The organism is Nocardiopsis tropica (genome assembly GCF_042660575.1).
Taxonomy (GTDB): Bacteria; Actinomycetota; Actinomycetes; order Streptosporangiales; family Streptosporangiaceae; genus Nocardiopsis; species Nocardiopsis tropica.
Genome location: NZ_JBHSUF010000016.1, coordinates 31,216 through 56,027 on the forward strand (window position 1 = coordinate 31,216; position 24,812 = coordinate 56,027).

Here is a 24,812-nt window from a genome sequence, read left to right on the forward strand (position 1 = left end):
CGTCGAGCGCGTGGGAGTCACGCGTACGAGGTAGGGGGAAGCATGGAGGGCCGTCACGGCAACCTGGTGGAGAGCGGGGCGTACTGGCTCCTCTACGTGGTCTCGGTGAGCGGTGCGCTGCTGCACTGGCGGCTGGGCAACGAGGGCCTCGCGGCGGTGTGCGCCGCGGCCGCGGTGTCCGGCGCGCTCCTCATCGGCAGGGGGCACCGCGGCATCGCCGCATAGCGCGGCCGGAGCTCCGGCCGCGGCACTATTCCCGGCTGTACTGGGGGGATTTTCACCCACCGCCCGCACCCGTCCCCGGGCGTTCGCCGCACGGCCGTGCGGATAGTCTTCCGGGTATGCGTTCATGGTCTGCGCCTGACATCGTCCCCCTGCCGGGTACCGGCGGCCCCCTCCGTATCCACGACACCACCACCGGACGGATAGAGACGACGACGCCGGGGCCCCGGGCGGGGATGTACGCCTGCGGGATCACCCCCTACGACGCCGCCCACCTCGGACACGCCTTCACGTACCTCACCTTCGACCTGGTCAACCGGGTCTGGCGCGACGCCGGCCACGACGTCGACTACGTGCAGAACACGACCGACATCGACGATCCGCTCCTGGAGCGGGCCGAGGCCCTGGGCGTGGACTGGCGCGACCTCGCCCACCGCGAGATCGACGTGTTCCGGGACGACATGGCCGCGCTGCGGATCATCCCCCCGACCTCCTACGTCGGGGTCGTGGAGTCCGTCGACCTCATCAGCGAGCTCGCCGCGCGCATCCGCGGCACCGGCGCCGCCTACGAGATCGACGGCGACCTCTACTTCTCCATGGCCGAGGCCGAGCACTTCGGCGAGATCAGCCACATGAGCCGCGAAGAGATGCTGGAGGTGTTCGGCCAGCGCGGCGGCGACCCCGCGCGGGCCGACAAGAAGGACCCGCTCGACTGGCTGCTGTGGCGCGCCGAACGCCCCGGCGAACCCGCCTGGGAGAGCCCGCTCGGTCGCGGCCGTCCCGGCTGGCACATCGAGTGCAGCGCCATCGCCCTCGACAGGCTCGGCCCGAACTTCGACCTCAACGGCGGCGGCAGCGACCTGATCTTCCCGCACCACGAGATGGGCGCGGCCGAGACCCGCGCCACGACGGGCGGCCCCAACGCCCAGCACCACCTGCACGTCGGCATGGTCGGCCTGAACGGCGAGAAGATGTCCAAGTCCCTGGGCAACCTCGTGTTCGTGTCCAAGCTGCGCGAGCAGGGCGTCGAACCGGCCGTGATCCGCCTGGCCATGCTCACGCACCACTACCGCTCCCCGTGGGAGTGGACCGACGTGGAGCTCCCCGCCGCCGCCGAGCGCGCCTCCCGCTGGCGCGCGGCCCTCGCCCTGGGGGCGGGACCGGACGCCGCTCCCGTGCTGGCCGCCGTGCGCGCGGCCCTGGCGAACGACCTGGACTCGCCCGGCGCGCTGGCCGCCGTGGACGCCTGGGCCGACACCGCCCTCACCGCGGGCGGCACGGACGCCGCGGCCCCCGCCCTGGTGCGGGCCACGGTCGACACCCTCCTGGGCGTCGCCCTCTAGGGTTTTCCGGGCCGGGGTCCCGCCCCGGCCCCGGGGCGCTCCGACGCCCCGTCCGCCGCAGGAAGGGCGCACCGCGTCGCGCGCAGGCGGCGCCGCGCCCCTTGCCGGGCACGGGCCCTGTCGGGGCGCGGGGTTTGCCGGAGGCGCCCCGTCAGGGCGCCGAGAAGTCCGGGTAGGGCGACCGGGGCGGGTCGTCGGGGCTCAGCCGCACCACCGGGATGCCGTTCTCCGGATCGGCCCCCACCCTCGCGAAGGACTCCGGGCCGCCGTCCACCTCGTGCCCCAGCCCCCGCATCAGCGCCACCGCGGCCTCGGGGTGGCGCTCCGCGTAGTGCGCCAGCGCCTCCCCGGACTCCTGCGGGGAGAGCACGGTGGCCGTGCCCCGGTGGCGCCGCCCGCCGACCTGGAACAGCACACGCGGCTCCGCGACGATGTTGCGGAACCACTGGGAGCGCCGACCGTAGCCGGAGGCGATCAGCACCGCCCCCGTGGTGTCGTTGCGTCCCACCACCTCCAGCACCGCCTGGCGGGCCTCCCCCGTCGTGCGGCCCCGGTGCGTCAGCAGCACGAACCGGCCTCCGAGGGCCCCGCCCAGCCCCAACCTGTAGATCCAGATCGGCGCGCGGAACAGGGCCCGGCTCAGGGGTGTGGTGGGCGGTTGGGCGAACGGCATGGCGTGGCCTTCCTGGGTACGGTCCCGGGCACGGGCGCCCCGAGTGTAGCGACGACGCCGCCCCGCCCCGCCGCCGCCACGCCCGCGAACCGTCCGAGGGCGGTGCCACAATCCCGGACATGCAGACAGGACCGGACGTACTCCGCGACACCGACTGGAACCGTACCTTCCACGCCTACGGTTCCGGCGCCGACGCCCCCGACCACCTGGCGCCCCTGCTCACCGGAGACCCCGGCGGGAGCGAGCGGGCCCTGGGCTACCTGTACAGCGCGATCCTCCACCAGGGGACCGTGTACTCCGCGACGGTCCCCGCGGCGCTGTTCGTCGCCGGGATCCTGGACCGCCCCGCGCTCGCGGCCCCGGCCACGACGCCGTTCACCGCCTCAGGGGAGTCCGCACCCCTCCGGCAGCTCCTGCTGGGCTTCCTCGCCTCGGCCGCCGAGGGCGCGCTGCACTGCCCCGCCCCCGGGGACCAGGCGCCGCCCGAACCGCCCTCCGAGGCCGACCTCGACCGCGTGTACGCGGCGCTGAACGCCCCGGACGCCGCCGAGGACGCCGAGATCTGGGAGGACCCCGTGATGGACGCCCTCATGTACCGGGTCGGCCCGGACATGCGCGCCGCCGCCCCCGTTCTGTACGAGGCGGTCCACCCCCACCTCACCCACCCCGACCCGGTGACGCGCATGCACGCGGTGGAGGCCGCGACGGCCGCCGCCCGCCTGGGCGGGTTCGACCCGGACCTGTCCGGCGCGGCCGACATGGCCGAGTCCCGCGACGAGGGCGCGGTGATCGTCCTCGCGCTGGGACAGGCCGGGCGGGACACCGCCGAGTTCCTCGCCCACGCGGACCCGGCGATCCGTGCCTGCGCCGCCCTGGCCCCCTCCCAGGCCGGCAACCCGGCCGCCACCGACGAGCTGGCCGCCGCACTGGCCGACCCGGCCGCGGCGGACGCCTGGTTCGGGAGGCGTCCGGCGTACTTCCCCGGCCACGTCCGGTTCACCCTGGCCCGGGCGCTCGCCGAGCGGGCGGCCCCCGACGACGCCGAACGGCTGCTGCCGGTGCTGCGCGCGATGGTGCCGCTGTCCTCCACGTACGTCGGCGCCCAGGACGTCGGCCCGCTCCTGCGGGTGGCGTTCCCCGCGGCCGGGGAGGCCGGCGCGTGCCGGGACCTCACCGCGGTACAGCGCGCCTACCTGTCGGCCCTGCTCGACAACGACGCCCTGTGGGAGGGCAGGATCGCCAACTTCCGGGTCCACCTCAAGGGGCTGGGCCTGCCGGGGGACCGCGTCGGGATCAGCGCCCTGGCCGGGGTCTGAACGCGGGGGCGGACACCGGGTGCGGGGCCCGGCCCGCAGGGGCCCCGTCCGCTCCCGGCAAGGCCCGGAGGGGATTTGTTCATCTTCGTCTCGATATGCACGTGCAGGGTGACCACCTGTGGCCACGACCTCTGCCAAACACCCGTATCAGGGCTTCAGGCGTGGTGGGATAACCCCCATGACAACCCCCACGCGGCACAGCGCGGCCGCCGAACTCATCGCGGACTTCGTCTCCACCGGTGGTCACCTGACGGACCGGGCCGACCTCGCGCGGTTCCTCCGCCGGCACCACCTGGCCACCGAGGGGGCCATCCCCATCACCCTCGCCGACCTCGACGAGGCCATCGCCCTGCGCGACGGGATCCGGGCCGTCCTGGACCGGGACTCCGAACCGGACACCGAGGCGATCGCGCGGGGGCAGAAGGTTCTGGACGGCCTGCGGGTCACCGTGCGGCTGGAGCCCGCCCGCGACTCCGGGGGACAGCTGGCCCCCGCCGTCGTGGACGAGGTGCGGCGCGGCCTGGCCCGCATCGCCGGGGCCTGGGCCGCGGTCCTGGCCACGGGGGAGTGGCGCGGCCTGCGGGTGTGAGCGGGACCCTTCCGACCAGGGGCGGGACCCGGCGGCGGGGTGGCCGCGGCCGGGGCCCGTGGGCGTCGCGCCCGGATGTCAGCCGTCGTCGCGGCGGCGCAGGTAGCGCTCGAAGTCCCGGGCGATCGCGTCGCCCGAGGCCTCGGGGAGCTCGGCGGTGTCCTTGGCCTCCTCCAGGCCGCGCACGTACGACGCGATGTCCTCGTCCTCCGCGGTCAGCTCGTTGACGTTGGCCTCCCACGTCACCGTCTCCTCGGGCAGCGAGCCCAGGGGGACCTGGACGCCCAGGAAGTCCTCCACCCACGCGAGCAGCGCCAGGGTGGCCTTCGGGCACGGCGGCTGGGCCACGTAGTGGGGGATGGCCGCCCACAGCGACACCGTCTCCATGCCCACGGAGCTGAACGTCTCGTGCGCGACGCCCAGGATCCCGGTCGGCCCCGAGTAGGTGGTCGGCTCCAGACCCAGGTCGGTGCCCAGGTCCACCGGCGTGGCCATCCCGGTCACCGGGATCGGCCGCGTGTGCGGGGCGTCCGCCAGCAGCGAGCCCAGCATCACCACGCGGGTGACACCCAGCTCCCGCGCGATCGCCAGCAGGTCGGCCGCGTACGAGCGCCACCGCATGTTCGGCTCGGGCCCGGTGACCAGTACCACGTCGCGCCCGGCCCCGGGCGGAGAGGCCACCTGGACCCGCGTCGTCGGCCATTCGACCTCGCCGACCACGCCCTCCACCACGGACATGCGCGGACGCGTCACCTGGAAGTCGTAGTAGTCGTCCGGAGCCAGGGCGCACAGCTCGTACGCGCCCCACTCCCTGGACAGGTGTTCCACGGCGAGGCTCGCGGCCTCCCCTGCGTCGTTCCAACCCTCGAACGCCGCCACCATGACAGGCTCGACAAGCTCCCGGGCGAGCTTGATCATCGGTGGCCCCTTCCTGCACGTGGACGGAGTCCACCCTATGGGGTGCCGCCCCACCCGGGAAACCGTTATGCGGGCCCGGCCAGGGGGGCCTGGCGCACGCGAGGTGGGACACCTGTCTCACGTGCTGAAACAGCCTATGGGGTAGCCTCGGAGACAGCGACTGAAACGGACGCAGCTGTCCCCGGACGCCCGACCCGCCCCGCGCCGCGGGTCGACCCAGTGCCACGCATCACGGGGACAGAACTGGGCCGCCCCGGTGCTCTTACATAGAGTTGCTGAACATGAGAGCTCGCCTCACCTTCCGTGAAGCACTGTCCCGACGCGTCCTCGTGGCGGACGGAGCTATGGGCACCATGCTCCAGGCTCACGATCTCGACCTCGACCAGTTCGAGGGCCACGAGGGATGCAACGACATCCTCAACCTCACCCGTCCCGACATCGTCCGCGACACCCATGCCGCCTTTCTTGCCGTGGGTTCCGACGCCATCGAGACGAACACCTTCTCCGCCAACTTCTCGGGTCTGGCCGAGTACGGCATCGAGGAGAGGACCTACGAGATCGCGGAGGCCGGAGCACGGGTGGCCCGAGAGGCCGCCGACGCCTACTCCACCCCCGACCAACCCCGCTACGTCCTCGGCTCCGTGGGACCCGGCACCAAGCTGCCGACCCTGGGCCACGCCCCCTACGCCCTCCTGAGGGACTACTACGAGCAGTGCCACCGGGGCCTCATCGACGGTGGCGCCGACGCCATCCTCATCGAGACCTGCCAGGACCTGCTCCAGGTCAAGGCCGCCGTGGTGGCGGCCCAGCGTGCCCGCAAGGCCCTGGGCAAGGACATCCCGATCATCGCCCAGGTCACCATCGAGACCACGGGCACCATGCTGCTCGGATCGGAGATCGGCGCCGCGCTGACCTCCCTCGAACCCCTGGGCATCGACGTCATCGGCCTCAACTGCGCCACCGGCCCCGCCGAGATGAGCGAGCACCTGCGCTACCTCTCGCACCACTCGCGCATCCCCATCTCCTGCATGCCCAACGCGGGCCTGCCCGAGCTGGGCGCCAACGGCGCGGTCTACGCGCTCTCCCCGGCAGAGCTGGCCGACGCCCACGACACGTTCACCTCCGAGTTCGGGCTCAGCCTGGCCGGCGGCTGCTGCGGCACCACCCCCGAGCACCTGCGCCAGGTCGTGGAGCGCGTCCAGGGACGCGGCATCAAGGACCGCAAGCCGTTCGTGGAGGCCTCGGCCTCCTCGCTCTACCAGAGCGTGCCCTTCCGGCAGGACGCCAGCTACCTGGCGGTCGGCGAGCGCACCAACGCCAACGGGTCCAAGAAGTTCCGCGAGGCGATGCTGGAGGGCCGCTGGGACGACTGCGTGGAGATGGCGCGCGACCAGATCCGCGACGGCGCCCACCTGCTCGACCTCAACATCGACTACGTGGGCCGTGACGGGGCCAGCGACATGCGCGAGCTGGCCTCCCGCTTCGCCACCTCCTCCACCCTGCCGATCATGCTGGACTCCACCGAGCTCCCCGTCCTGGAGGCCGGGCTGGAGTGCCTGGGCGGCCGGGCGGTCGTCAACTCCGTCAACTACGAGGACGGCGACGGCCCCGACTCCCGCTTCACCCGCATCATGGAGCTGGTCAAGGAGCACGGCGCCGCCGTGGTCGGCCTGTGCATCGACGAGGAGGGCCAGGCCCGCACCGCCGAGTGGAAGGTCCGGGTCGCCAGCCGCCTCATCGACGAGATCACCGGCACCTGGGGCCTGCACACCGGCGACATCGTCATCGACTGCCTCACCTTCCCGATCACCACCGGGCAGGAGGAGACGCGCCGCGACGGCATCGAGACGATCGAGGCGATCCGCGAGCTCAAGCGCCGCTACCCCGAGGTGCAGACCATCCTGGGCCTGTCCAACCTGTCCTTCGGCGTCAACCCGGCCGCCCGCATCGTGCTGAACTCGGTGTTCCTGCACGAGGCGGTCCAGGCGGGGCTCGACTCGGCCATCGTGCACGCCTCCAAGATCGTGCCGATCAACCAGATCCCCGAGGAGCAGCGCAAGGTCGCGCTCGACCTCGTCTACGACCGGCGCGAGGGCGACTACGACCCGCTCTCCGCGTTCATGGACATGTTCGAGGGCGTGGACGCCAAGTCCATGCGCGCCTCCCGCGCGGAGGAGCTGGCCGCGCTGCCCCTGTGGGAGCGGCTGGAGCGCCGCATCATCGACGGGGAGCTCACCGGCATCGAGGCCGACCTGGAGGAGGCGCTCCGGTCCAAGCCGGCCCTGGCCATCGTCAACGAGACGCTCCTGTCCGGCATGAAGACCGTCGGCGAGCTGTTCGGCTCCGGCCAGATGCAGCTCCCGTTCGTCCTCAAGTCCGCCGAGGTCATGAAGAAGGCGGTCGCCTTCCTCGAACCGCACATGGAGAAGACCGACGACGACGGCAAGGGCCGCATCGTCCTGGCCACCGTCAAGGGCGACGTCCACGACATCGGCAAGAACCTCGTCGACATCATCCTGTCCAACAACGGCTACGACGTCGTCAACATCGGCATCAAGCAGCCCGTCTCGGCGATCCTGGAGGCGGCCGAGACCGAGCGGGCCGACGTCATCGGCATGTCCGGGCTCCTGGTCAAGTCGACGGTGATCATGCGCGAGAACCTGGAGGAGATGAACTCCCGGGGCATCTCCGAGCGCTTCCCCGTCCTCCTCGGCGGTGCGGCGCTGACCCGCTCCTACGTGGAGCAGGACCTGGCCGAGACCTTCGACGGCGAGGTGCGCTACGCCAAGGACGCCTTCGAGGGCCTGCGCCTGATGGACGCGTTCATGGCGGTCAAGCGCGGCGAGGAGGGCGCCTCGCTGCCGGCCCTGCGCCAGCGCCGCGTCAAGACGGGGGCCAGGCTCAAGGTCACCGAGCCCGAGGAGATGCCCGCACGCAGCGACGTGTCGACCACCAATGCGGTGCCCACCCCGCCGTTCTGGGGGGACCGGATCAGCAAGGGCATCCCGCTGGCCGAGTACTCCGCGTTCCTGGACGAGCGGGCCACCTTCATGGGCCAGTGGGGCCTCAAGGCCGCCCGCGGCGGAGAGGGCCCCTCCTACGAGGAGCTGGTGGAGACCGAGGGCCGCCCGCGCATGCGGATGTGGCTCGACCGCATCCAGACGGACGGCCTGCTGGAGGCGGCCGTGGTGCACGGCCACTACCCCTGCTACAGCGAGGGCGACGACCTGGTGGTCCTGGACGACGACGGGGTCACCGAGCGCACGCGCTTCACGTTCCCGCGCCAGCGCCGCGACCGCCACCTGTGCCTGTCCGACTTCTTCCGGCCCAAGGAGTCGGGGGAGCTGGACGTGGTGTCCTTCCAGGTGGTGACCGTGGGGGCGGCGATCAGCCGCGCCACCGCGGAGCTGTTCGAGAAGAACGCCTACCGCGACTACCTGGAGCTGCACGGGCTGTCGGTGCAGCTCACCGAGGCGCTCGCCGAGTACTGGCACACGCGCGTCCGCGCCGAGCTGGGCTTCGCGGGAGAGGACCCGGCGGAGCTGGACGCGTTCTTCAAGCTCGGCTACCGGGGTGCGCGGTTCTCCCTGGGCTACGGGGCGTGCCCCGACCTGGAGGACCGGGCCAAGATCGTGCGCCTGCTGGAGCCCGAGCGTGTGGGCGTGCACCTGTCGGAGGAGTTCCAGCTGGTGCCGGAGCAGGCCACCGACGCGATCGTCATCCACCACCCGGAGGCGACGTACTTCAACGTCTGAGCCGGACGCGCGGCCCCGCCCCCGGACCGGGGGCGGGGCCGCGCCCCTTTTCCCGGGCGCGGACTGTGGGGCAGCTCTCCTCCCGCCCCCGCCCGAGTGTTCGTAGTGTGGAAAGGACGCCGACAGGTCCTCTTCACGGCGCGGGCGCCCCCGGTTCGGCACGATGAACGGCAGGGGCGCCCCGCGGGCGGGCTGGGGTACCCATCACACACGAGGGGAGAGTGCGGCGCTCCGCCCGGCCGGGTGCCGGGACGCGCCGCCGAACGCATGAGTGAACCGAGCACGCTGAGCCGTGAGACCTCCGAGACCGGGACCGGGAGACGGCTCCAGGCCGTGCTGCTGGACATGGACGGCACCCTCATCGAGAGCGAGCACCTGTGGGGCGAGGCCGAGGCCGAGCTGGTCGCCGAGCTGGGCGGGGTGTGGACCGAGAGGGACCACGAGGCCAACGTCGGCAACGCTGCCGAGCCCGTGGGCCGCTACATCGTCGCCCTGACCGGGGCCGACCACCTCACCCCGCGCCAGGTGGCCGACCTGCTCTACGCGAAGTTCCGGACCAAGCTCGAGGGCGGGGCCCAGCTGCGCCCGGGGGCCAAGGAGCTGGTGGACATGCTGTCGCTGGCCGGTGTGCCCGTGGTCCTGGTGACCTCCACCGAACGGCAGCTCATCCAGGCGGCGATCGGCGGCATCGGCATCGACAGCTTCGACGACTCCGTGGCCGGTGACGAGGTCGAGGCCAACAAGCCGCACCCCGACCCCTACCTCAGGGCCGCCCGGCGCCTGGGCGTGGACCCCGAGCGCTGCGTCGCCTTCGAGGACTCGGTGGTGGGCGTGGCCTCGGCGGCCGACGCCGGGTGCGTCACGGTCGCCGTGCCCAACCACGTGGAGATCCCGCCGCGCGAGGGCGTGGTCTTCCGGGACAGCCTGGTGGGCGTGGACCTGGACTGGCTGGAGTCGCTGGTCGCCGACCGCTGACCGTCCTCCCCGGCCCGGGCAGGGGAGGAGGGCCGGCGGCGGGCCCGGCGTCCGTGCGCCGGACTTCCCCGCGGCCCCGCCCGGCCCCGGGGGACCGGCGGGCGGGGCCGCCGTCGGGGTGCCCCGCGCCCTCCTCCCGGCCCGCCGGCACGCGGGTAACGTGGGAGAAGGGCCCCGGCACGGGCGCCGGATCGGGGGCAAGCCCTAAGGGATCGACCGGATGTGCGCTCCGGCGCCGGATGGGAGACTGGGCCCATGCCTGAGAACCTGACGTGGATGACCGGTGTGATCCTGGGAGGCGGCCTCACCCTCGTGGGGCTGGTGATCTCCTTCGTCGTGTGGCGCGCGAAGGGCGCCGCCCACGGTCTGCGGGGGGTGGCGTGGTCGCTGCTCCCGCTGGCCGCCGGTCTGATCGGGCTGATGAACGCCGTCTGGCAGTTCGTCATGAGCATCGTCGGCATCCTGGTGGGGCTGCTGTTCAACCCCGCCGTGTGGGCGGGCGTGGCCCTGGCGGGCCTGGCGGTGGTCCTCTACGTCGTCTCCGGCGTCATGGCGGCCCGGGGCGTGGGGACCCGGTCCAGGGGCGGGGCCTCCGAGGAGCCGAAGGCCGCCCGGGGCGGCGGGCAGGCGGGCGCCGCCGGTGCGGCCAAGCCCGCGGCCGGCCAGGTGGGCGCGGCCCCGAAGAACCCGAAGAACCCGAAGAAGACGGCTGCCGACGACGACCTCGCCGACCTCGGCGACATCGAGGCCCTCCTGCGCAAGCGCGGTATCGACTAGGGCCCCTTCCGCACCGGCCCCGCGCCCTCTTCCCCAGGGCGCGGGGCCGACTGCTGTGCCCGGTTCCCCCGTTACCACGGACCGGTCGCCGGACGGACCGGGGGCCGGCCCCCGGTCCCGTGGCGGGTGGCCCGGTTCCGGTGACGGAGCGTGCGGACCCCCTGGTTCTCGGGGTGATGACGGCACAGTAACGGCCGAGTCACTGTTCGCTTTGCGCGTTCATGTCGTCACTCTTCGACGCATAGCACTTGCCATAGGACGCCGTTCTCGGGGTGGACGCGGGCAGAAGCGGACGTATCGTGGGGGATCGCGTCAGTGCCACATCGCCCCAGCTCGCGGCCGGTCGTCGGATGAATGCGAACTCTGTCATCATTTGTTGTTATATACGTTTTTTGACAGTGTTTGTCACGATTTAGATACATGGCCAGGGATTGGACGATATGCGCTCAAAGGGCGAGTAGGTTTGTCGCTGTGTAACAGCCCGGGCGTGACGGTCCCCGGATGTGCCCAACTCCTCATGTGAAGCGGCGCACCCCGGCGGCCAGAGTCGGCGAAGGCGGGTCACCCACCCGCCGCGCGGACCAGCGCCCACGCCAGCCAGCGTCGAGAACCGGCCGGCCCCACCGTGAGATCCCCGACGGGTCAACCCCCGGAGGTCTCACGCGTGGGATCTGCGCGTTCCCCTCGGCCAGAAGCGTATGAGTGGAGAGTGGTGGCCTGATGAGCGCGCCCTCGCATGTCCCTGAGTCGGCGGAGCAGTCCGACGCTGTGGACGTCGCAGTGACGGCCCCCGTGGGCCGCAGTGACGCGGGCAACCGGTCCCTCCGGCAGATCGCCTGGCAGCGGCTGCGCAAGGACAAGGTCGCGATGGTCTCCGGGATCGTCGTCGTACTGCTCATCCTGGCCGCGATCCTCGCGCCCCTCCTGGTCAAGTGGTTCGGGTACCCCCCCACCCAGTTCAACCAGGACCTGATCGAGCCCAACACCGGTCTGCCGATGAGGGACCCCGACAACCCGGACCCCTTCGACACCGACCCGTGGGGCGCCATCAGCGGCGACCACCTGCTGGGCATCGAGCCCAAGACCGGCCGCGACCTGTTCAGCCGCATCCTCTACGGCGCCCAGATCTCCCTGCTGGTGGCCTTCCTCTCCACGCTGCTGTGCGTGGCCCTCGGGACCGTCCTCGGCATCATCGCGGGCTACAAGGGCGGCTGGGTCGACACCCTCATCAGCCGGGCGATGGACGTCTTCCTCGCCTTCCCGCTGATGCTCTTCGCCATCGCGCTCGTCGGCGTCATCCCCGACGGGGTCCTCGGCCTCCAGGGCAACGGGCTCCGCGTCGGCGTCATCGTGTTCATCATCGGGTTCTTCAACTGGCCCTACATCGCGCGCATCGTCCGCGGACAGACGCTCTCGCTGCGCGAGCGCGAGTTCGTCGAAGCGGCCAGGAGCCTGGGCGCCAGCAACCGGCACATCCTCTTCCGGGAGATCCTGCCCAACCTGGTCACGCCGATCGTGGTCTACTCCACGCTGCTGATCCCGACCAACATCCTCTTCGAGGCGGCCCTGAGCTTCCTGGGCGTGGGCATCAACCCGCCCACCCCGAGCTGGGGAAAGATGCTCTCCGACGCGGTCCCCCTGGCCCAGTCCGCCCCGTACTACATCCTCTTCCCGGGCCTGGCCATCTTCATCACCGTCCTGGCGTTCAACCTCTTCGGCGACGGCCTCCGGGACGCCTTCGACCCCAAGACCTCCGACTGACCAAGGCCGGTGTGGCTGCCCCGCCCAGCCCACGCCATCCAAGGCACGGGTCCGACCACTGGTCGATCCCATCCCCACATCAGGTTCGCAAGAGAGGCAGTTCCTTGAGGAAACGCACCCTCGGATTCGTCGCGCTGGGCGCGGCGGCGTCCATCTTCCTTTCAGCTTGCGGCGGTGGTGGCTCCGAGGGCGGAGACACCCAGGCCAACGGCGCCTACGACCAGGGCTCCACGGAGATCGTGAACCCGTCCGAGCAGACCGGCGGCACCCTGCGCTACGCCATCTCCTCGGACTTCGACTCCACCGACCCGGGCGACACCTACTACGGGTTCAGCTGGAACTTCACCCGGTACTACGCCCGTACGCTCCTGGCGTTCACCCCGGCCCCGGCCAACGCGTCCACCGAGCTGACCACGGACATGGCCACCGGCATGCCCGAGTCCAACGACGACTTCACCGAGTGGACCGTCAAGATCCAGGAGGGCCTCAAGTACGAGGACGGCTCCGAGATCACCGCCCAGGACATCAAGTACGCGATCGCCCGCTCGAACTACAACGGCGGCGAGCTGCCCAACGGGCCGCGCTACTTCGAGGCGCACCTGGACCAGGAGCCGTTCAACGTCTTCGAGAGCGACGACCCGCTGGCGGACTTCACCGCCGTCGAGACGCCGGACGACTACACCCTGGTCTTCCACCTCAAGGACTCCTTCTCCGAGTTCCCGTACATCCTGACCCAGCCCCAGACCGCCCCGGTCCCGCTGGAGAGCGACCGCGGCGCGCTCTACAAGGAGAACGTCGTCTCCTCCGGGCCGTACAAGTTCGACGGGGCCTACCAGCCCGGCGTCGCGCTCAACCTGACCCGCAACGAGCACTGGGACGCCGAGACCGACCCGATCCGCCCGGCCCTGCCGGACGAGGTCACCGTCGAGATCGGCGTGGACCAGGACGAGATCGACCAGCGCCTGGTCAACGGCGAGATCGACGTCGACCTCTCCGGCACCGGCGTCGGCCCGGCCATGAAGAGCACGCTGCTCACCGACGAGGCGGCCCAGCCCAACCTGGACAACCCGCTCTCCGGCGCCCTGCGCTACGTCAACATCCACACCCCGGTCATCGAGGACGTCGCCTGCCGCCAGGCGATCATGTACGCGGCCGACCGTGACAGCCTGCACCGCGCCTGGGGCGGTGAGAGCGGCGGCGACCTCGCCACCAACCTGCTCCCGCCGACCATCCCCGGCGCCGACCCCGAGTCGGACCTCTACCCGTCCACGGACAACAAGGGCGACCTGGAGGCCGCGCAGGCCAAGCTCGAGGAGTGCGGCGAGGACGAGGGCTTCGAGACCACCATCGCCGTCCGCGACGGTCGTCCCAACGACATCGCCACCGCCGAGGCCCTGCAGGAGTCCCTGACGCGCGTCGGCATCCAGACCGACATCCAGACCTTCCCGGCCGAGGACTTCTTCGCCCAGTACGCCGGCTCGCAGGACTACGTCCGTGAGAACAACATCGGTCTGAGCGTCTCCGGCTGGATCCCCGACTGGGCCACCGGCTACGGCTTCGCCTCCAAGATCACCGACGGCGACGCCATCCAGGCGACCGGCAACTACAACACGTCCGAGCTCGACGACCCCGAGGTCAACGGCCTCTGGGACGACGCCCTCCAGACCGAGGACCCGGACGAGCGCGCCAACATCTACGCCCAGATCGACACCCTGGTCATGGAGCAGGCGGCCATCCTGCCCGTCGTCTTCGACCGTGCGATGTTCTACCGCTCGGACGAGCTGACCAACGTCTACTACACGTCGTCGTACGCCATGTACGACTTCATGGCCATCGGCGTGGACCGGGGCTAGAGCCCCAGCCGGCCTGAACTAGTACGAGAAGGCAGGTGAACGCGGCGGGGGTCCCACGGCCCCGTGGGTACCCCCGCCGCCGACCGCGATGCTGAACTATATTCTTCGCCGCCTCGGAGCGGGGCTGCTGCTGCTCGCCGTCGTCACGGCGGTGACCTTCTGTATCTTCTACGTCCTGCCCCGGTGGGCGGGCGTGACCCCGCGCGGCATGGCCGCCATGTACGTGGGCAAGGCGCCCACGCCCGAGGCGCTCGACGCCACGGTGGCCCGGCTCGGCCTCGACCAGCCCATCGCCGTGCAGTTCTTCGACTTCGTGAAGTCGCTGCTCTTCGGTTCCGAGTACACCTTCGGTCGGGAGACCGTGGAGTGCGCGGCCCCCTGCCTCGGCTACTCCTTCACCACCAACAGCCCCGTGCTGCCCCAGCTGCTCGACCGCCTGCCGGTCACGATGTCGCTGGCCTTCGGCGCGGCCGTCATCTGGGTCATCGGCGGCGTGGCCGTCGGCGTCCTGTCCGCGGTCAAGAAGGGCAGCCTCTTCGACCGCCTGGCCATGGGAACCGCCCTCGTCGGCGTCTCCATGCCCGTGTACTTCACCGGCCTGCTGGCCCTGGCCTTCCTCGTCCACGAGTGGAACCTGTTCCCCGTCTCGCGGTACGTGCCGCTGGGGGAGGACCCCGTCGGCTGGTTCCAGGTCATGATCCTGCCCTGGGTGACGCTGGCGTTCCTGCACGCGGCCCAGTACGCGCGGCAGACCCGCGCGGGGATGCTGGAGACCCTGGGCGAGGACTACATCCGCACCGCCCGGGCCAAGGGGCTCAGCGAGCGCCGCGTGATCTTCAAGCACGCGCTGCGCCCGACCCTGACCCCCATCGTGACGATCTTCGGCCTGGACCTGGGCCTCGTCCTCGGCGGCGCGATCCTCACGGAGAAGGTGTTCTCCCTCAACGGTGTGGGCGCCTACGCCATCGACGCGATCATCGGCAAGGACCTGCCCGTGGTGCTCGGCGTGACCCTGCTGGGAGCCGTCTTCATCGTCATCTGCAACCTGATCGTCGACCTGCTGTACCCGATCGTCGACCCGCGGGTGCGGATCGCGAAGTAACGCGCGACAGCGTTCGACCAGACCAGCTCTAATGAAGGAATGTGACATGGCCTCGACCGAGCCCGTCGTCCGCGTGGACGACCTGAGGGTGACGTTCCCGACCATGGACGGCGACGTCCAGGCGGTGAACGGGTTGTCCTTCGAGGTGCCCGCCGGCGGCGCCCTCGGCATCGTGGGCGAGTCCGGCTCGGGCAAGAGTGTGACGTCGCTGGCGCTGATGGGCCTGCACCGGGGCAGCCGGGCGCGGATCAGCGGCGCCATCGAGGTCGTGGGCAAGGACGTGGTGTCGGCGTCGGACAAGGAACTGCGGCGCATGCGCGGCAACGACATCGCGATGGTGTTCCAGGACCCGATGCAGTCGCTGCACCCGCAGTACACGATCGGCAACCAGCTCGTCGAGGCCTACCGGATTCACAACCCCAAGGCCTCCAAGGCCGACGCGGTCAAGCGGGCGGTCGAGTCGCTGGACCGGGTGGGCATCCCCGACCCGGCCAAGCGGATCAACTCCTACCCGCACGAGTTCTCGGGCGGCATGCGCCAGCGCGTGGTCATCGCGATGGGGCTGATGTGCGATCCCAAGGTGCTGCTGGCGGACGAGCCGACCACGGCCCTGGACGTGACGGTGCAGGCGCGCATCCTGGACCTGCTGGACGAGCTGCGCCGCGACCTGGACATGGGCCTGATCCTGGTCTCCCACGACCTGGCCGTGGTCGCGGGTTCGGTGGACGAGGTCGTGGTCATGCGCCACGGCGTGGCCGTGGAGCGCGGCGACGTGCGCCGGGTCCTGTCCGCCCCCGAACACCCCTACACGCAGGGGCTCCTGGCCGCGGTGCCGCGCGTGGAGGTCTCCCGCGCCCAGCGGCGCGCCCAGGACCGCGCGGACCGGATCGAGAAGGAGCAGCGCGAGGGCACGGTCACCGAGCCCGGCGAGTTCAAGGCCTTCGTCCCGCCCGTGAGCGGTACCGGCGACAACGCCGGCGAGCCGCTGCTGCGGGTCGAGGACGTGGCGCAGCGGTTCAAGGTGCGCGGCGGCACGTGGGGCAAGGCCACGGACTTCTGGGCGGTCAAGGGGGTGTCCTTCGATCTGCGCCAGGGGGAGACGCTGGGGATCGTGGGGGAGTCGGGGTCGGGTAAGAGCACGTTGTCGCGGATGGTGATGCGTCTGCTGGAGCCCACCCGGGGCCGGGTGGAGTTCGAGGGGCGCGACATCACGCACATGTCGGAGCGGGCGCTGCGTCCGCTGCGCCGTGATGTGCAGATGGTGTTCCAGAACCCCTACTCCTCGCTCAATCCGCGTCTGACGGTGGGGGACGCGATCGGTACGGCGCTGAGGGTGCAGGGGGAGAAGGACGGTAAGAAGGTGCGCCGGCAGGTGCAGGAGCTGTTGGAGCGGGTGGGGCTGGAGCCCAACCACTACAACCGGTTCCCGCACGCGTTCTCGGGCGGTCAGCGCCAGCGGATCGCGATCGCGCGGGCGCTGATCCTCAAGCCGAAGCTGATCATCTGCGACGAGCCGGTGTCGGCGCTGGACGTGTCGACGCAGGACCAGGTGTTGCGGCTGCTGTCGGAGCTGCAGGACGACTTCGGGTTGACGTACATCTTCGTGGCGCACGATCTGGCGGTGGTGCGCCAGGTCAGCGACCGCGTCGCCGTCATGCGCGCCGGCGAGGTCGTCGAGTCCGGTGACAGCGACTCGGTGTACGAGAACCCGCAGAGCGACTACACGCGCCAGCTGCTCACGGCTGCGCCCGTGCTGGACCCGGACGAGGCCCGCCGCCTGCGCGCGGAGCGCGTGGAGAAGCGCGCCAAGGGCGAGGCCGCCTGAGCCCGGCCCGGCAGGGACGGGCCGCCGGCGGGGCGGAACGGTAGGACGCGGAGGCGCCGTGGGGGACATCCCCGCGGCGCCTCCGCCGTTGCGGCTCACCCCCGTCCGGTGGCCGCCTCGGCGAACAGGTCCGCCATCTCGCGGGCGTAGGCCCCGTGCTCCTCGGCGGGGCGCCGTGCCACGGACCGCGGGGCGGAGCTGAGCGCGGCGAACAGGGCGTCGGTGAAGACCTCGGGGTCGAAGGGGCGGAACTCCCCGTGGCGCTGCCCCTCGGTGAGGAAGCCGACCAGCTCGGCCCGGCCCGCCTCGTTCCCCCGGGCGACGTGCTCCTGGAGCGCGGGCGGGAGCGCGGCGGAGAGCACCTCCCGGCGCGCGACCATCTCCTGGGGGTGGCTCGCGCAGTACGTGACGTGGCCGGTGACGATCCGGCGCAGACCGTCCTCGAAGCCCTCCAGGGGCTCGGGTCCGCCTTCCATCGCGCGGTCCAGGCGGGCGTCGATGTGGCCGAGGACCTCTCTGATCAGGTTCTCCTTGGTCTTGAAGTGATAGGTGATCAGCCCCGGGCTGATCGAGGCCCGTGCGGCGATGCGCACGAAGGAGGCGCGGGAGTACCCCTCCTCGGCGATGGCGGCGATCGCCGCCGTGACGATCTGCCTGCGGCGGGCGTCCTCGATGAAGGACCGGTCTCCGTCCGTCCTGTCGACTGGTTGCATGAATAGAATCCTATATGCTCAACTAGGATCATGGCGAACACCGGCGGAGAGGACCTCGGAACCCCGTGAAGAACGACCGCGTACTCGCCCTCACCGGAGCGACGGTGCTCGTGGGCGCCCCGCTCACGCCACGACGGGACCGCACCGTCCTGGTCTCGCAGGGCCGCGTCGGCGCGGCCGGACCCGGCCGCGCCGCCGACCTCCTCGCCGTGCGCGGGGACCCGCTGACCGGCCTCGGCGCGCTGCGCCGGGTCGCCCTGGTACTGCGCGACGGGCGAGCCGTCGTCGACCGAACCCGAGAGAAGGCGTCATGAGCAGGGCCGAGCAGGCGACGAACCGACCGACCGTGGTCCGCGACGGAGCGGTGGCCCACGTGCTGCTGTGGACGTGCTTCCCCCTGCTCGGGGCGGCGGCGGGCTGGGTCCTGTCCATGGTCCCCGGGTGGCTGGCGGTGCTTCCGGAGTGGGTCCACGCGCTCCCCATGGTGCCGGGCCGGGAGCAGGTCGACCTCCTGGCCGGGCTGGACGGACCCGTCCTCACCGCCGTCCTGAGCGCCGTCGGCCTGGGGGCCGGCGCGCTGCTGGCGCTGCTGTCCTACGGCGACATGGTCGTGGTGGAGGTCGGCGACGGGGGCGTGCGGATCACCCGCGGGGGGAAGGGGCCGGAGATCGGACGCGACCGTGTCGGCACGGTCTTCCTGGACGGCAAGGACCTGGTCGTCCTCGGCCCGGACACCGCCGAAGCCGCCCGCGAACGCACCGAGCACGGCGCCGGGCGCCTCCGCGCCGCCTTCGAGGCGCACGGCTACCGGTGGCGTGACGGAGACCCGCACGCGGACGAGTTCCAGCGCTGGGTGGACGGGATGCCCGGCCTCGAACAGCACGCGCAGGCGGTCCTGAGGGCGCGCCGGACCGCGTTGGAGTCCGGGGACGCGGACGACTGCGCGGAACTGCGCGGCGAGCTCGCCCGGCTCGGCGTGGTCGTGCGCGAGGAGGGGAAGCGGCAGTACTGGCGCCCGGTGCGGCGCGGAGCCGTGGGGGAGGGCTGACCCGCGCCCGACGGGGGAGCGGAGGGCTGCCGGAGCCGGAGGGCGCGCCCGGCGCGCCCTCCGGGACGCTTCAGGGGCGGGAACGCGGCGGAGGCATCCCCCCTTCCCGGGGGTCGGGCGCTCCGTCCTGGAGTCGCGCTGTTCCCCGGGCTCCTGCCTCCCGGGGGCCGGGGCTTTCCCGGGGACCGGTGCGGTGCGGTGGCCCGGTGTGGCGCCCCGGCCCGGTGCCGGGCCCCTGCGCCGACCGGGCCGGTTCTCGCACCCCCTCGCCGATGCGGTGGTTGCCGCGCGGCCTGTGCGCGGGCGATCCGATCCTGCGCCTGCAGTACGGACAGGGTCCGGAGACGACCACGGTTGCTCCTCAGTCGTTGATCATGGCCAGGAGCAGGACGCCGCAGAAGACGAGGAAGGCCGTGGTCGGCCATGACGAGAACTGACCCTTGAAGTTGCGTGCGGTCACAGACGCCTCCGTGTGCCGAGGGAAGGGGAAGACGGAACCTGAGTACCACGCGCCGGTGACACTCCGCAGTTCTCCGCTACGAAAAGTCACCCTCTGTCCTGCTTGTCGGGTGTCCTCCGCCGTGACCGGGGCAGAAAGCCGCCCGGGCGCCGGGGGCGGCCGTTGTGCGGCGGGTCTGCCGTGCGCCGCCTCCCGCCGGTCGGCCCGTCGTCATCGGAGCGGTCGATCCGGGAATGAAAACGGTTATCATTGGCTTATTAGGCGTGAGACCCCGAGGAGGCATCCATGGCACGCAACGAGGTACGCCCCATCATCAAGCTCAAGTCCACGGCGGGCACGGGCTACACCTACGTGACCCGCAAGAACCGGCGCAACACACCCGACCGGCTCACCCTGAGCAAGTACGACCCCCGGGTCCGCCGCCACGTCGAGTTCCGCGAGGAACGCTGACCCGGCCCGGCCGCCCGCACAGCCGCCGCGCCCCGGCCCCGACCGGGGCCGGCGCCGAGGACACCGCCAGGAGGCACGCATGAAACCCGGAATCCACCCCGCCTACGGGCCCGTCGTCTTCCGCGACCGCGCGGGGGACTTCTCCATCCTCACCAGGTCCACCGCCACCAGCGACAAGACCATCGAGTGGAGCGACGGCAACACCTACCCGCTGATCGACGTCGAGATCTCCAGCGCCAGCCACCCCTTCTACACCGGCAACGCCCGGGTGGTCGACACGGCCGGACGCGTGGAGCGCTTCCAGCGCCGCTACCAGCGCAAGGGCTGACGCCCGACCGCGGCGGGGCGAGCGCCCCGCCGCCCGACCCACACCACGACAACGACGAGGACAGGGCCGATGGCCGTACCCAAGCGCAGGATGTCGCGCTCCAACACCCGCACGCGCCGTTCCCAGTGGAAGGCCACCACCCCGGACCTGGTGCGCGTCACCCTGCAGGGGCGCGAGTACCTGGTGCCGCGCAACCTCGTCCGCGCCTACCGGCGCGGACTGCTCTCCCCGCCCGCCTGAGCGGGACGCGACGACCGCCGCCGCACGCCGGGCCGTCCCGGGGCGCGGCGGCGTCCGTGTTCAGACCACCCGGACGATGTGCTTGCCCCGCACGCCCCCGGCCTCCAGCGCCCGGTGCGCGGCGGCCACGTCCGAGAGCGGGTGCACCGTGTCCACCACGGGTCGCAGGGCGCCCTCCTCGACGTACCGGGTCAGATCGGCGAACAGCGCGTGCCGGGGCTGGCCGCTGAAGAACCGCACCCGCCGTGAACCGAACACGTACGAGGCCAGGACGTAGCCCACCATGGCCGCCGAGTCGAAGGACAGCCCGATCATGCGCCCGCCGGGCGCCAGCAGCCGCCGCAGGGCCGGCAGGTCCGACCCCGCGCTGTCGACGATGACGTCGAACCTCCCCAGATCGGCCAGGGGGGTCGCGGCGTAGTCGAAGGCCTCCTCGGCGCCGAGCTCGCGGACCAGGTCCAGGTTGCGCGCGGACGCGAGCCCGGTGACGCGCCCGCCCATCGCCTTCGCGATCTGAACCGTGGTGTTGCCCACGCCGCCGCTCGCCCCGCGCACGAGCACCCGCTCGCCGCTCCGGAGGCGGGCCTTGTCGCGCAGGGCGGTGATCGAGGTCGTGCCGACCGGCAGTGCTGCGGCCTCGACCAGGTCGATGCCCTCCGGCGCCAGGGACACCTGCCGGGTCGGCACCGCCACGTACTCCGCCGCGCTGCCGAACCCCATTCTCGGCAGCAGGCCCCACACCCGGTCGCCCACCCGGTAGCCGGTGGCGCCCGGCCCGGTCTCCGCGACCTCGCCGGTGAAGTCCATGCCGACCCTCTTGGGGAAGGAGCGGCCCGCCACCCACCGGAGCCCGCCCGAGCGCAGCAGCAGTTCGCCGCCGTTCACGCTGACGGCGTGGACCCGCACGAGCAGCTGCCCGGGGCCGGCGGTCGGGGCCGGGACCCGGCCCTCGTACAGGACCTCCGGGGGGCCGTACCCGTCGTACAGCGCCGCTCTCATCAGGCTCGCCGATCCCATTGCCCACTCCTTCGGATGTGCGGAGGACACACTCCCCGCCTTATGTGGACAGGGTCGTCCGCTTTCTCTCCACGCTAACGCGCCAAACGGACAGCACCATCCGTTTGCCGTAAAGTGAGAGGCATGGCAGAGCGGACCTCTCGGATGGAGCCCGGCGGCGCCGCCCGCGTCGCGGAGAACCCCTCGGGCGCAGGGGCGGAGCCGCCCGCCGTGCGCGAACCCCCGATCGCGGGCCGGGGCCTGCGGTCCGACGCCCGGCACAACCGCCGGCGCATCATGGAGGCCGCCCGGGCGGCGTTCGCCGAGCGCGGGATCGACGTGCCGATGGTCGCGATCGCACGCCGGGCGGGGGTGGGGCCGGCGACCCTCTACCGCCGCTTCCCGACCAGGGAGACCCTGGTCGCCGAGGTCTTCGCCGACGAGATGGCGGAGTGCGCCGGGCTGGTCGACGAGGCGCTCGCCGACCCCGACCCCTGGCGCGCCTTCTGCACGGTGCTCACGGAGGTGTGCGCCATGCAGGCGGCCGACAAGGGCTTCACCGAGGCCTTCCTCGCGGCCTTCCCCGACTCCGACGGCTTCGACGAGCGGCGCGTCCACGTCGAACACGGCCTGGACGAGCTGATCCGCAGGGCCAAGGAGTCGGGGCGGCTGCGCGCCGACTTCGCCCGGGAGGACATCGTCCTGGTGCTCCTGGCCAACGGCGGCATCGTCACATCCGACCCGGAGACGACCCGGGCGGCCTCGCGGCGCCTGGTCGCCCACATGCTCCGGTCCTTCGAGAGCGCGGGCGACTCCGGGGAGCTGCCCCCGGTGCCCCCGATCGGACTGGGCCAGCTGTACCGGCTGCCGGGGGACTGACGCCGACCGGGGCGCGCCCCGACCGGACGTACGAAACGCCCCCACCCCTGGCATCCGAATCCCCGCGGGTCGGGCAGGCTTGGACCCGTGACGACCCGAACCGCCCCGGACGCCCCCGTCCCGGACCCCAGCACCGCGCGCACACCGCGCAGACCCGTCGACCTCCTCCTGGGCACGGCGGGCCTGCTGCTGGTGGCGGCGATCATGCTCGCCGTCCGCGTGGCCACCGACAGCGGCGACGCGGCCGACCCCGACCGGCTCCGATCGATCATGCCCTCCGGCCTGCTCCTGTTCGTCGCGGTGGGCGCGAACCTGGTGATCATCGTCCTGGTCTGCTACGTGGTCCTGCGCACCCTGTTCACGGGGAGGCCCCGGGACCTCGCGCGCGCCATGGCCTCGGGCGTCGCCGCCTACGTCCTCGCCTCCCTCATCAACGCCGCCCTGGCCACCCTGATCAGCCCCGGCCAGGTCCCCAACCCCCTCACCCCCGCCCCCGACGACGTCTTCACCGGCGCCACCCTGGGCTACGTGGCCGCGGTCCTCGCCTTCATCCGCACGATGCCCACGGGCCTGCCGCGCACCCGCTCCGTCCTGTGGGCGGGGAACACCGCCGTCGCGGTCTGCGCCCTCCTGGCCGGGGTCACCAGCCTGCTCGCCCTCGTGCTCACCGTCCTGGTCGGCCTGACCTGCGCCTTCCTCGCCCGTTACGCCATCGGTGCGGGCGCTCCCGCCCCGGCCGACGACCGGCGCCTGCGCGCCGAGCTGGAACGGTTCGGCATGACCGCGACCACCGTCGCCCGGGCGGGCGAGGACCGGGAGGGCAACCCGCGCCACCTGGCCGAGCTCGACGACGGCGGCCGGGTCGAGGTCACCGTGCTCAGCTCCGAGAACACCTCCGGGTTCTGGCGGCGCCTGCGCGACCTGGTGTTCCTGCGCGGACCGGTCGCCCCCCGGATGCTCTACGGCGTGCGCCGCCGGGCCGAGCACGCCGCGCTGATGAGCTACTCCGCCCGGAACGCCGGCGTCACCGTCCCCCGGGTCCTGGGCGTGGGCGAACTCGGCCCCGGCACCGTCGTCCTCGTCCGCGAACTCCCCGGCTCCCTGCCCCTGGAGGACCTGGACGACGACGCCCTCACCGACGACGTCCTCGACCTGTGCTGGAACGGGCTCGGGATCCTGCACCGCCACCGCATCGCCCACGGCGGGCTCAGCGGGGCCACGGTCGGGATCCTGGGGGCCGCCCCGGAGAGGGCGGGGTTCACCGGCATCGACCGGGGCACGGTGGCCGCACCGCAGATGAGGATCTCCCTCGACCACGCCGCGATGGTCACCCTGCTGGCGATGCGGGTCGGCGCCGAACGCGCGGTGGACTCGGCCGTGCGCTCCCTCGGGGTTCCCGCCACGGCGGCGATCCTGCCCTTCCTGCAACCGGCCGGCCTGCCCTACCCGCTGCGCTCGGGCCTGCGCGCGCACCGCGGGCTCCTGGGCCGGCTGCGCGAGCGCATGGTCGAGACCGCCCCCGAGGCGCCCGCCGAACCGGCCCGCCTGGAGCGCATGCGGCCCCGCACGATCGTCAGCTTCGTGGTCGCGACCGCCGTCGGACTGGTGCTCCTCTACCAGCTGACCGGCGTCGACTTCAGCACCATCGGCCAGGCCGACCCGGCGTGGGCGGCCGCCGCCTTCGTCATGTCCACCGTGTGCATGGTCGCCGCGGCGATGATCCTGGTCGGGTTCGTGCCGGTCCCGCTGCCCTGGTGGCGCACGGTCATGGTCCAGTACGCGGCCTCGTTCGTGCGGATCGCCGCCCCGGCCGGGCTCGGGTCCATCGCGGTCAACACCCGCTTCGTCACCAGGGCGGGAGCCCCCGCCGCGCTGGCGCTGTCGGCCGTGGGCCTCACACAGCTGGTCGGGTTCCTCATCCACGTGCCGCTGCTGCTGGTGTGCGCCTACCTCACCGGCGCCTCGTACTGGACGGGCTTCACCCCCTCGCCGACCGTCGTGGGGATCAGCATCGCGGGGACCGCGGTGGTCGCCGTGGTCCTGCTGTCGCCCCGCATGCGCCGGGCGATCGCCTCCCGGACCCGCCCCTACCTGCAGGGGGTGCTGCCGCGGCTGCTGGACATGCTCCAGAGCCCGTCCTCCCTGCTCCTGGGGTTCGGGGGGACGCTGCTGCTGACCGCGGGGTTCGTGCTGTGCCTGTACGCCTCGGTGGCGGCCTTCACCGACCCGGGCACGCGGGTGAGCCTGGTCGCGGTCGCCGTGGTCTTCCTGGCGGGCAACGCGATCGGCTCGGCCGCTCCCACCCCGGGCGGCCTGGGCGCGGTCGAGGCCGCGCTGATCGGAGGGCTCACGGCGGTGGCGGGCGTGCCCGCGGCCGTGGCGCTTCCCGCGGTGCTGCTGTTCCGGCTGCTGACCTTCTGGTTCCCGGTCCTGCCGGGCTGGGCGGCCTTCAGCCACCTCCAGCGCCGTGAGGCGATCTGACCGGGAGGATTGCGGCGGGGGTGCGCGCCCGGCCCCGCCGGGGGCGGGCGGGGAGCGCGGTGGCCGGCGCCGCTAACCTGGGAGGACAGGGCCCGTGCGAGCGGGCGG

Annotated in this window: 22 protein-coding genes; 18 read left to right on the plus strand and 4 right to left on the minus strand. The window is 72.3% G+C overall.

The window, feature by feature from the left end; translation table 11 throughout:
• The first annotated feature begins 42 nt into the window (after positions 1 to 42).
• Both ACFQBR_RS23880 and mshC read left to right on the plus strand, forming a co-directional pair.
• Positions 43 to 225: a hypothetical protein gene (locus ACFQBR_RS23880; protein WP_267945258.1), complete on the plus strand. Its 183-nt coding sequence runs from the start codon at positions 43 to 45 to the stop codon at positions 223 to 225.
• Positions 226 to 341: 116 nt separating this feature from the next.
• Positions 342 to 1,565 carry a cysteine--1-D-myo-inosityl 2-amino-2-deoxy-alpha-D-glucopyranoside ligase gene (mshC, locus tag ACFQBR_RS23885; protein WP_352986608.1) on the plus strand — a complete coding sequence of 408 codons (1,224 nt, stop codon included), beginning with the start codon at positions 342 to 344 and terminating at the stop codon, positions 1,563 to 1,565.
• Between the two features lie 151 nt (positions 1,566 to 1,716).
• Here the strand turns inward: mshC and ACFQBR_RS23890 are convergent, their stop codons facing one another.
• A complete protein-coding gene (locus ACFQBR_RS23890; RefSeq protein ID WP_267945256.1) occupies positions 1,717 to 2,238 on the minus strand; it encodes a nitroreductase family deazaflavin-dependent oxidoreductase in 522 nt (173 codons plus the stop codon).
• A gap of 119 nt (positions 2,239 to 2,357) precedes the next feature.
• On the opposite strand from ACFQBR_RS23890, the gene ACFQBR_RS23895 reads away from it, so the two are divergent.
• Together ACFQBR_RS23895 and ACFQBR_RS23900 are read left to right on the plus strand one after the other, a co-directional pair.
• Positions 2,358 to 3,554, plus strand: a complete 1,197-nt coding sequence (locus ACFQBR_RS23895) for a hypothetical protein (protein WP_344181904.1) — start codon at positions 2,358 to 2,360, stop codon at positions 3,552 to 3,554.
• A gap of 178 nt (positions 3,555 to 3,732) precedes the next feature.
• A complete protein-coding gene (locus ACFQBR_RS23900) occupies positions 3,733 to 4,143 on the plus strand; it encodes an ABATE domain-containing protein (RefSeq protein WP_267945254.1) in 411 nt (136 codons plus the stop codon).
• Between the two features lie 78 nt (positions 4,144 to 4,221).
• On the opposite strand, the gene ACFQBR_RS23905 is transcribed toward ACFQBR_RS23900, so the two are convergent.
• Positions 4,222 to 5,061, minus strand: a complete 840-nt coding sequence (locus tag ACFQBR_RS23905) for a PAC2 family protein (protein ID WP_267945253.1) — start codon at positions 5,059 to 5,061, stop codon at positions 4,222 to 4,224.
• Between the two features lie 281 nt (positions 5,062 to 5,342).
• Between ACFQBR_RS23905 and metH the strand changes: the two genes are divergently transcribed.
• The 7 genes from metH (at position 5,343) to ACFQBR_RS23940 (ending at position 17,109) form a co-directional block, all read left to right on the plus strand.
• On the plus strand, positions 5,343 to 8,816 hold the full coding sequence (gene metH / locus ACFQBR_RS23910; RefSeq protein WP_344181899.1) for a methionine synthase: 3,474 nt from the start codon (positions 5,343 to 5,345) through the stop codon (positions 8,814 to 8,816).
• A gap of 267 nt (positions 8,817 to 9,083) precedes the next feature.
• On the plus strand, positions 9,084 to 9,791 hold the full coding sequence (locus ACFQBR_RS23915) for an HAD family hydrolase (RefSeq protein ID WP_267945251.1): 708 nt from the start codon (positions 9,084 to 9,086) through the stop codon (positions 9,789 to 9,791).
• A 255-nt stretch (positions 9,792 to 10,046) separates the two neighbouring features.
• A complete protein-coding gene (locus ACFQBR_RS23920) occupies positions 10,047 to 10,568 on the plus strand; it encodes a cellulose synthase (RefSeq protein WP_344181897.1) in 522 nt (173 codons plus the stop codon).
• Between the two features lie 720 nt (positions 10,569 to 11,288).
• On the plus strand, positions 11,289 to 12,329 hold the full coding sequence (locus ACFQBR_RS23925; RefSeq protein ID WP_267945249.1) for an ABC transporter permease: 1,041 nt from the start codon (positions 11,289 to 11,291) through the stop codon (positions 12,327 to 12,329).
• A gap of 104 nt (positions 12,330 to 12,433) precedes the next feature.
• On the plus strand, positions 12,434 to 14,182 hold the full coding sequence (locus ACFQBR_RS23930) for an ABC transporter substrate-binding protein (RefSeq protein WP_344181895.1): 1,749 nt from the start codon (positions 12,434 to 12,436) through the stop codon (positions 14,180 to 14,182).
• Between the two features lie 88 nt (positions 14,183 to 14,270).
• Positions 14,271 to 15,284: an ABC transporter permease gene (locus ACFQBR_RS23935; protein ID WP_267945247.1), complete on the plus strand. Its 1,014-nt coding sequence runs from the start codon at positions 14,271 to 14,273 to the stop codon at positions 15,282 to 15,284.
• Positions 15,285 to 15,330: 46 nt separating this feature from the next.
• Positions 15,331 to 17,109 (plus strand): ABC transporter ATP-binding protein, encoded by a 1,779-nt coding sequence (locus tag ACFQBR_RS23940; protein ID WP_378554461.1) that lies wholly within the window; start codon positions 15,331 to 15,333, stop codon positions 17,107 to 17,109.
• A gap of 95 nt (positions 17,110 to 17,204) precedes the next feature.
• Here the strand turns inward: ACFQBR_RS23940 and ACFQBR_RS23945 are convergent, their stop codons facing one another.
• Complete coding sequence (locus ACFQBR_RS23945) at positions 17,205 to 17,822, minus strand: TetR/AcrR family transcriptional regulator (RefSeq protein ID WP_267945245.1); 618 nt, start codon at positions 17,820 to 17,822, stop codon at positions 17,205 to 17,207.
• Between the two features lie 65 nt (positions 17,823 to 17,887).
• Here ACFQBR_RS23945 and ACFQBR_RS23950 point away from each other — a divergent pair, with 65 nt between their 5' ends.
• The 5 genes from ACFQBR_RS23950 to rpmF all read left to right on the plus strand — a co-directional run bounded on the left by ACFQBR_RS23950 (position 17,888) and on the right by rpmF (position 20,348).
• Positions 17,888 to 18,136, plus strand: a complete 249-nt coding sequence (locus ACFQBR_RS23950) for a hypothetical protein (protein WP_344183913.1) — start codon at positions 17,888 to 17,890, stop codon at positions 18,134 to 18,136.
• Positions 18,133 to 18,870 carry a YqeB family protein gene (locus tag ACFQBR_RS23955; protein ID WP_344183914.1) on the plus strand — a complete coding sequence of 246 codons (738 nt, stop codon included), beginning with the start codon at positions 18,133 to 18,135 and terminating at the stop codon, positions 18,868 to 18,870. Before ACFQBR_RS23950 ends, ACFQBR_RS23955 begins: the two co-directional genes overlap by 4 nt.
• A 745-nt stretch (positions 18,871 to 19,615) precedes the next feature.
• Positions 19,616 to 19,780: a 50S ribosomal protein L33 gene (gene rpmG, locus ACFQBR_RS23960; protein ID WP_267945242.1), complete on the plus strand. Its 165-nt coding sequence runs from the start codon at positions 19,616 to 19,618 to the stop codon at positions 19,778 to 19,780.
• A gap of 79 nt (positions 19,781 to 19,859) precedes the next feature.
• The gene (locus ACFQBR_RS23965) at positions 19,860 to 20,108 is read left to right on the plus strand and encodes a type B 50S ribosomal protein L31 (RefSeq protein WP_267945241.1); all 249 of its coding nucleotides are present in this window, start codon (positions 19,860 to 19,862) and stop codon (positions 20,106 to 20,108) included.
• Positions 20,109 to 20,177: 69 nt separating this feature from the next.
• Entirely contained in the window at positions 20,178 to 20,348 is a 171-nt protein-coding gene (gene rpmF, locus ACFQBR_RS23970; protein ID WP_330160548.1) for a 50S ribosomal protein L32, read from the plus strand.
• Between the two features lie 60 nt (positions 20,349 to 20,408).
• Here the strand turns inward: rpmF and ACFQBR_RS23975 are convergent, their stop codons facing one another.
• Positions 20,409 to 21,365 (minus strand): NAD(P)-dependent alcohol dehydrogenase, encoded by a 957-nt coding sequence (locus ACFQBR_RS23975; RefSeq protein ID WP_267945239.1) that lies wholly within the window; start codon positions 21,363 to 21,365, stop codon positions 20,409 to 20,411.
• 123 nt (positions 21,366 to 21,488) lie between these two features.
• On the opposite strand from ACFQBR_RS23975, the gene ACFQBR_RS23980 reads away from it, so the two are divergent.
• Positions 21,489 to 22,223, plus strand: coding sequence for a TetR/AcrR family transcriptional regulator (locus tag ACFQBR_RS23980; RefSeq protein WP_344183915.1), 735 nt, complete (start codon positions 21,489 to 21,491; stop codon positions 22,221 to 22,223).
• An 87-nt stretch (positions 22,224 to 22,310) separates the two neighbouring features.
• Complete coding sequence (locus ACFQBR_RS23985) at positions 22,311 to 24,704, plus strand: lysylphosphatidylglycerol synthase transmembrane domain-containing protein (RefSeq protein WP_344183916.1); 2,394 nt, start codon at positions 22,311 to 22,313, stop codon at positions 24,702 to 24,704.
• Positions 24,705 to 24,812: the final 108 nt, after the last annotated feature.

What these genes read in the sequence shown, in the direction of transcription:
- rpmG (WP_267945242.1), top strand. Translation starts at nt 19,616, where the DNA reads ATGGCACGCAACGAGGTACGCCCCATCATCAAGCTCAAGTCCACGGCG.
- ACFQBR_RS23920 (WP_344181897.1), top strand. Translation starts at nt 10,047, where the DNA reads ATGCCTGAGAACCTGACGTGGATGACCGGTGTGATCCTGGGAGGCGGC.
- ACFQBR_RS23965 (WP_267945241.1), top strand. Translation starts at nt 19,860, where the DNA reads ATGAAACCCGGAATCCACCCCGCCTACGGGCCCGTCGTCTTCCGCGAC.
- ACFQBR_RS23980 (WP_344183915.1), top strand. Translation starts at nt 21,489, where the DNA reads ATGGCAGAGCGGACCTCTCGGATGGAGCCCGGCGGCGCCGCCCGCGTC.
- ACFQBR_RS23900 (WP_267945254.1), top strand. Translation starts at nt 3,733, where the DNA reads ATGACAACCCCCACGCGGCACAGCGCGGCCGCCGAACTCATCGCGGAC.
- ACFQBR_RS23935 (WP_267945247.1), top strand. Translation starts at nt 14,271, where the DNA reads ATGCTGAACTATATTCTTCGCCGCCTCGGAGCGGGGCTGCTGCTGCTC.
- ACFQBR_RS23945 (WP_267945245.1), bottom strand. Translation starts at nt 17,822, where the DNA reads ATGCAACCAGTCGACAGGACGGACGGAGACCGGTCCTTCATCGAGGAC.
- ACFQBR_RS23895 (WP_344181904.1), top strand. Translation starts at nt 2,358, where the DNA reads ATGCAGACAGGACCGGACGTACTCCGCGACACCGACTGGAACCGTACC.
- ACFQBR_RS23915 (WP_267945251.1), top strand. Translation starts at nt 9,084, where the DNA reads ATGAGTGAACCGAGCACGCTGAGCCGTGAGACCTCCGAGACCGGGACC.
- ACFQBR_RS23880 (WP_267945258.1), top strand. Translation starts at nt 43, where the DNA reads ATGGAGGGCCGTCACGGCAACCTGGTGGAGAGCGGGGCGTACTGGCTC.
- ACFQBR_RS23925 (WP_267945249.1), top strand. Translation starts at nt 11,289, where the DNA reads ATGAGCGCGCCCTCGCATGTCCCTGAGTCGGCGGAGCAGTCCGACGCT.
- mshC (WP_352986608.1), top strand. Translation starts at nt 342, where the DNA reads ATGCGTTCATGGTCTGCGCCTGACATCGTCCCCCTGCCGGGTACCGGC.
- rpmF (WP_330160548.1), top strand. Translation starts at nt 20,178, where the DNA reads ATGGCCGTACCCAAGCGCAGGATGTCGCGCTCCAACACCCGCACGCGC.
- ACFQBR_RS23905 (WP_267945253.1), bottom strand. Translation starts at nt 5,061, where the DNA reads ATGATCAAGCTCGCCCGGGAGCTTGTCGAGCCTGTCATGGTGGCGGCG.
- ACFQBR_RS23955 (WP_344183914.1), top strand. Translation starts at nt 18,133, where the DNA reads ATGAGCAGGGCCGAGCAGGCGACGAACCGACCGACCGTGGTCCGCGAC.
- metH (WP_344181899.1), top strand. Translation starts at nt 5,343, where the DNA reads ATGAGAGCTCGCCTCACCTTCCGTGAAGCACTGTCCCGACGCGTCCTC.
- ACFQBR_RS23975 (WP_267945239.1), bottom strand. Translation starts at nt 21,365, where the DNA reads ATGGGATCGGCGAGCCTGATGAGAGCGGCGCTGTACGACGGGTACGGC.
- ACFQBR_RS23890 (WP_267945256.1), bottom strand. Translation starts at nt 2,238, where the DNA reads ATGCCGTTCGCCCAACCGCCCACCACACCCCTGAGCCGGGCCCTGTTC.
- ACFQBR_RS23940 (WP_378554461.1), top strand. Translation starts at nt 15,331, where the DNA reads ATGGCCTCGACCGAGCCCGTCGTCCGCGTGGACGACCTGAGGGTGACG.